Below are 6,061 nucleotides of genomic sequence, written 5' to 3'. Positions count from 1 at the left end.
ACTGCTCCATGGCCTCTGGAGTCAGCCAAAAAGTGAGACTCCCTCGCTGCTTTAAGGAGGCATCATACTCAGACCAGTTTTTGAGTCGATACAAGGACTTGGAGTTGGATTTAGACTTACTCTTACTCATATCTGCTGAGTGTAGTTTCGTGTACCATCTTGACTTCTTTATTTTTACCCTAAACATCATCTTTTGTGCAACAAAGCCAGTCACAACCGTAAATTTTCCTGGTTTGTGCGCTCCTGATGTCTGTTTACCTAGTTAGGGTTTGCGCTCAAAAGTCTTGTAGTAGAGGTAGGAGACAACCCACCCCTCGCCCCTCCCCCTCCCAGGAGGGGAGAAATGGATCGGGAGCGAGAAGGTAGGAGTAATATCAAATCCGGTTGAACACTTATTATATAGTTCGGGGGAGTAGAGGAGTAGGGGAGTAGGGGAGATTGAAGGCTTTAAGTATAGTTATAAACATATACTATATAACCGGATTCTATATAACGCCTACAACCTACAACCTAAAAACTGTATTATCACTAATTAAGCGGACATGATATAACAATTGTAAGAATGATTTTTCTGCCCAACTATGAGCCTAAAATACGCTCCATGCATGAGTATGAAGAGCTGAAAACCAGACACTTTTTTCGACCCCAAAAAGGCACTTGTCTTTATATGTCAATGCTTTTAGATTTAATCAGCAAGCCGTAGTTAGTTAATTGTTAGTATACAAGCATTACCAGCAACTAAAAAATTCATCTTAGCTGCTGGAATGTCATAGGTTGTTTCATACTATAGCACTACAAGAATTGGTTAGGACATTTTTCAATGCTAAAACCCTTTGACAGTTTGCTATTCCTTGTTCCCTATTCCCTAGCGCGTAGCACTATAAATTTGAAAAGTTTTACTACCAAACGCTAAAAAAATCTAACATTTAAAATCTAGAATTAACACCTTCCAACAACTTAATAATTTTTTCCACATCATTAAATTCCCCAACAATTCTCCGCACAGGTAGAGGCCAAACCCTAATCAGGGTAGGAGTAGCAGTAATTTGATCTGCTTCAGCTTGTTCCGGATTTTGCAACACATCTATTACCTTTAAAGTATAAGGATGAGAAAGAGACTTTTCTAATATTTGGTGCAGACTCTTGAGAGTCCGCTCAGTGCCAATATTGTTACCCGATACAAATAAGCGAAGAACAGACCCTTGAACTTTTGGTTTTTCTAGTTGTAGGTCGAGACTGGAGGTCAAAAATTTCTCTGGAGTTGAATCCAGATTAACCTCTTGCTGCTCAAGATGTACAACAAGGTCATGATTTTCCCAGAGTTGAGAAAACTGGTCGTAATAACTAGCAATTACCATTGGATTACAAAATTCCTCTGACCAAGGAGCAGGTTGCCAAATCAAGTCATCAGTCTTAAAAATGGCATTAAGTAATATCTGATATCTTAAGACTGGAGCATAAGCTTCAGCAGAAACTTGGACTTCTTGAGTACTATGGTCTAGCCATTTATCAATAGTTGCAGTGTATCCTGGTATTAAGAAATGAGGTGGTTCTGATAACCCCAATATTTCTTGTAGCTCTACACAGAGGTGTAGATGCCATCGATTTTGTTTACTTGGGTCTATACAATAAATTAAATCCCCCCCAGGTGTAAACAAGGCAATACCCTTGAACAACAGGGGGAATTTTGCTGGATCTGGTTTCAAGAAAATCAATTAGGATCGACTACAGACTTTTGAGTTTTTCCATTAAACTCAACTGCTTAAGGCATTAGCTTAACTTAAAACTGTACCCTTAACTTATACTCTAGTTCATCCTGAGAACTTAAAATTTAAAACTTCACAATCTTTTTAAATTCTACCTCGTAACATCATAGCCATTTCATTTGGGTAAGGAGATTGATCTATTGCTGTTTCTTCTGTAATTCGACCTTCTTGGTAAAGCTCAAACAAAGACCTATTCATAGTAATCATACCTTCATAAGTATCTTTGAGCATAATTTGGTTAATGTCTTCATACTGGTCTTTAATAATATATTCCTTAATTACATCAGTATTAATCAAAATGTCATGGAAAGCTGCCCGCTTACCATCAGTAGTTTTGCACAACAACTGAGCAATAATTGCTACCAGAATTTCTGAAAGAGCTAATTTAATCGCTGGTTGCTCCTCAGCAGAAAACATATCCAAAATACGAGTCAGAGTCTTGATGGCACTGTTGGTGTGCAATGTTCCCATCACCAAATGTCCTGTAGAAGCAGCTTTAATTGCAATTCCCACCGTTTCCTTATCTCGAATTTCCCCTACTAACATTAAGTCAGGGTCTTGACGGAGAGCACCTTTAAGAGCATTGAAGAATTTTAGAGTATGTCTACCTACTTCCCGGTGCTTGATCAAACATTTTCGGCTTTCATGGACAAATTCTACAGGGTCTTCGATAGTGATGACATGATAAGGAAAAGTATTGTTCATATAATCAATCATCGCCGCCATGGTGGTGGACTTACCACAACCGGTAGGTCCGGTCACCAAAATTAACCCTTTATGGTTATGGCAGACTTTCTTAAAGACTCCTGGCAATTTAAGTTGTTCCATAGTTAGGATTTTAGACCCAATCAGTCGTAAAACCATCCCTGGACCTGCAAGAGAGTCAAACAAGCTAATCCTAATCCTGACAAAACCTAAGTCCGCAGCACCATCAAAGTCAAGATTTTCTTGGAATCCACGAATTTCTTCATCTGTAAGAATTTCTCGCAACCAAAACATAAAGGTGTTCAAGTCAGTTTCTGGATATTCAAGCGGTAGAAGGTCTCCAAGTTTGCGGAACCGTGGTATTTCTTTCACCCCTAAATGAACATCTGAAACACCTTCTTGATTAGCTCGCCGGACAATATCTGTCAGCGGAATTTGTCCATAACCCAGTTGTGGACTACCAGGAGTTGCTATTTGAGGTACTGGTGCTGTTTCCGTTGGAGGAATTAGTTGTTGAGAAACAGGTGTTGATGATGCTGGAGGATCGGCAGAAGTTGGAGGAGATGTTGGCGGTCTTCTTGCTGCTGGTGGACTAGGTGGAGCTGGGGGACGCGGTAAACCACGGCCTCCTGGAGGACGAGGAGCTGGGGGACGAGGTGGTGGTGTTTGTGTCATAGTTGCATTACCTTGCTGAATTCGGATATTGCAGTCAACAAATATATTCTAATTCTAATGGCAAGTTAAAATGGGTAGTATTTAAAATATTTAATTATTTTTTGGATACCAACAACATTAGGCTTAAAAAGGTTTATTGCCTACTTAAATTTATTGTTAAGTATTACTTTTTTAAATTGCTATTACTAGAGTATTATTTGACTTTTTAAGACTTCAATAATGATCGGTAAATTTAATTTAATTCCTTATTTTTGGCTGTAAAATACTTGTATTATTTATCTTTATCCCTTATGGGTTTAATAACCCATCATCACCTGTGGTGCAAATGTGGTTGCTGGGGTTAGAATCCCCATAGACCACATTTTTATGACTCCTGTACGTCACCAATCCGACGGCTCGCCTACCTAACTCCTTCTTCAAACCTGATTTTTTTTAAATTTCACTTAATTGCAATTTTGTCTTATTTTGATCTTCATACCATTTCTCAATCTCAAGTTCTTAATTATACATCCATTTTCAGATACTTCTATTCTATTTTTTAGATATTTATTAGCAGGTTGATTTTGAAGTTTAGTAGATTGAGGTTTGTTCAGTTTTAATATATTGTTTGCTTCATGATCTGATAATTTTTGATTTTGAGTATAATTTTTTGACAAAGAAGGATACTCAAAAGATATTATTAAAAATATAGGTATAACAGAAATCAAACCGAGTTGTTTTAATAATAAAATAGTCATACTACCTCATTTCTTAAATCTGCTACTGTAAATGTCAGGTTGTTTGAGCGACAGACTCAAAATATTAATGGCTTTGAGTAATAATTACTAGCCTGATTTGAGAGAATATGTGAAAAGTATTTACAGCTTTTTTCACTTTAAGGAAAATAACCTTTGCATTGCTACCTTTAAGCTAGAATATATACTTTGCCCAAATAAAAAGCTGTATTTATATAGAGTAGCTTAACTATCTTTTCACCAGGTTGGGACTATTCAAAAAGAGAGGCCGGATAAGTAGACAATTTTTGTATACATCACTAACAACTTTATATAATACATCTCCTAAAAAAACAGACTATTGTTAAAAATTTTTGTGAGATATTGTCAATTAACTCAGTATTTAAAGATGTTATTTATCACTCATCAGTTAACAGTTAATATTTTTAACAGGTTAATACCCCCACGTTTCTGCTTGAAAAGTGCGTGCTGCACCTTTGTGGCGGGTTGCTCATTTTCCATCATACACCTAAATTCCGCAGTTCCTCCCCAGAATGCTAATTAAATAATTGTTAACTGTTCACTGATTCAAATGGTAGCTACACCAACAAATCAAGATTTTCCTAAATGTTGTTCTATTTTGTCTTCCTTGATGACTATACTTAATCAGTTTGCCTATCCTCTCAGATCTATTTTAGATTTACTTTCTGATGATCCCTTACTTAGTATATCAAATCCAACAAATCCAATTTCGCTAAATATAGAATTTTCCCAAAAAAATGTTACTTTTAGAGGAAATTACTGGAAAAATTTAGTAGGACTTTACCTCTATCCATAAACTTTTTTATCAAGATCAAAATTTAATCTTTTTTCCTTTTGGTTGCTGATATAGCAATCCTATTTTATTCGTGTCAAAAATCTTACTGCTTTTTAGGGAACACTTAACTGGGAACAGAGAACAGGTAAGAGTTTCAGTTTTTTTATTTACTTTTTGATTACCCGCAACCTATTTAGGATTGCTATATCGATCTTTAAGTTAGTATATGAAGAACAAATTACAACAATTTTTTGATCTTCTCACTCCTCTACTGCAAGATATAGCGTAAATATTTTTTGTGGTTTTTTCTATTGATTAGCAATATTTAATAGGTTATATCATGTCCGCTTAATGAGCTTTCAAAAAAGTTTATTCTGCCCTATCCTTCTTGACTCTATTCTTTTTCCTGACCTCTAATCACTTCATGTATAAAAATTCAACTGCATCTCAGATTAATTATCAGTAATAATCTATCAAAGATAAATAATTAAAAGTATGAAGTAAATTAATATATCGATAAAAACTGATTTAGAGATATGTTAAAATTATACAAAATAGTGAAAATATCAAAAAAAGGAGATATCATTGATTATGGCGAGGCAAAATATCAAGTTTTGGGGACTTTTGGCTTTAGCTACATCCCCAATTATTGTAACTTTTTCAGGCGTGCAGTTAGTACAAGCACAGTCAACCGCAGAATTGTTGATTAGTGTAGAATTTCCTTCTGGGCCACAAAGAGCAAGCTCAGGAAGAACAAGAGGTGGGGGTACTCGCGCTCCAGAATCCTACTGTACTCCTGGTCAAACCAAATTGACAGCCTTAATGCCAGGAGATAATGTCGGAACAACAGTTGCCGATCATCCCAAGTTTTTCGTGTATGTTCCCGAACATGAAGCAAAGTCAGCAGAATTTGAAGTATTTGATAAATCAGGTAAGAGCATCTATTTAACTAAATTAGATATTTCCGAGACTTCTGGTATTGTCAAACTTGCACTGCCAAAAAATGTAAGTTTGACAACTAATAAAGAATATACTTGGAGATTTGCGATGATTTGTGATGAATGGGATCACAGTGCTAACGAATCTGTTGAAGGAATTGTCAAAAAAGTAGAAATCAGTTCAGACTTAGAAAATAGCTTAAAAAATGCTAGTCCCCTTGAACAAGCAGAAATATATGCAAAAGCAAAGATTTGGAATGAAACGATCGCTACCGTGGCCGAGTTACGCAATTCTTACCCAACAGAGTGGGAAGAATTACTCACATCAGTAGGATTACACGAGATTGCTTCTGAACCCTTTGCACCCTGCTGTCAAGTAGAAGAATAAATTAAGTTAGCATTGAAATAGCTGTCAGTAACTAAGTTGAGTCTGGTAAACTACTCTCA

Annotated in this window: 4 protein-coding genes; 1 reads left to right on the top strand and 3 read right to left on the bottom strand. The window is 36.2% G+C overall.

Annotation, left to right across the window (positions count from 1 at the left end):
* Positions 1 to 926 precede the first annotated feature (926 nt).
* The 3 genes from F6K27_RS18540 to F6K27_RS18530 all read right to left on the bottom strand — a co-directional run bounded on the left by F6K27_RS18540 (position 927) and on the right by F6K27_RS18530 (position 3,883).
* Complete coding sequence (locus F6K27_RS18540) at positions 927 to 1,706, bottom strand: circadian clock KaiB family protein (RefSeq protein WP_375339693.1); 780 nt, start codon at positions 1,704 to 1,706, stop codon at positions 927 to 929.
* 144 nt (positions 1,707 to 1,850) lie between these two features.
* On the bottom strand, positions 1,851 to 3,146 hold the full coding sequence (locus F6K27_RS18535; protein ID WP_287277831.1) for a type IV pilus twitching motility protein PilT: 1,296 nt from the start codon (positions 3,144 to 3,146) through the stop codon (positions 1,851 to 1,853).
* Positions 3,147 to 3,589: 443 nt separating this feature from the next.
* On the bottom strand, positions 3,590 to 3,883 hold the full coding sequence (locus F6K27_RS18530) for a hypothetical protein (RefSeq protein WP_287277829.1): 294 nt from the start codon (positions 3,881 to 3,883) through the stop codon (positions 3,590 to 3,592).
* Between the two features lie 1,384 nt (positions 3,884 to 5,267).
* On the opposite strand from F6K27_RS18530, the gene F6K27_RS18525 reads away from it, so the two are divergent.
* Positions 5,268 to 6,002: a DUF928 domain-containing protein gene (locus F6K27_RS18525; RefSeq protein WP_287277827.1), complete on the top strand. Its 735-nt coding sequence runs from the start codon at positions 5,268 to 5,270 to the stop codon at positions 6,000 to 6,002.
* The last annotated feature ends 59 nt before the right edge of the window (positions 6,003 to 6,061 follow it).

This window comes from Okeania sp. SIO2F5 (assembly GCF_010692685.1).
GTDB lineage: Bacteria > Cyanobacteriota > Cyanobacteriia > Cyanobacteriales > Microcoleaceae > Okeania > Okeania hirsuta.
Note: the sequence above shows the minus strand (reverse complement) of the source record. Positions and strands in the feature narration are given on the sequence as shown.

Excerpts from the sequence above, each read along its gene's own strand:
- F6K27_RS18525 (WP_287277827.1), top strand. The coding sequence starts at position 5,268 with ATGGCGAGGCAAAATATCAAGTTTTGGGGACTTTTGGCTTTAGCTACA.
- F6K27_RS18530 (WP_287277829.1), bottom strand. The coding sequence starts at position 3,883 with ATGACTATTTTATTATTAAAACAACTCGGTTTGATTTCTGTTATACCT.
- F6K27_RS18535 (WP_287277831.1), bottom strand. The coding sequence starts at position 3,146 with ATGACACAAACACCACCACCTCGTCCCCCAGCTCCTCGTCCTCCAGGA.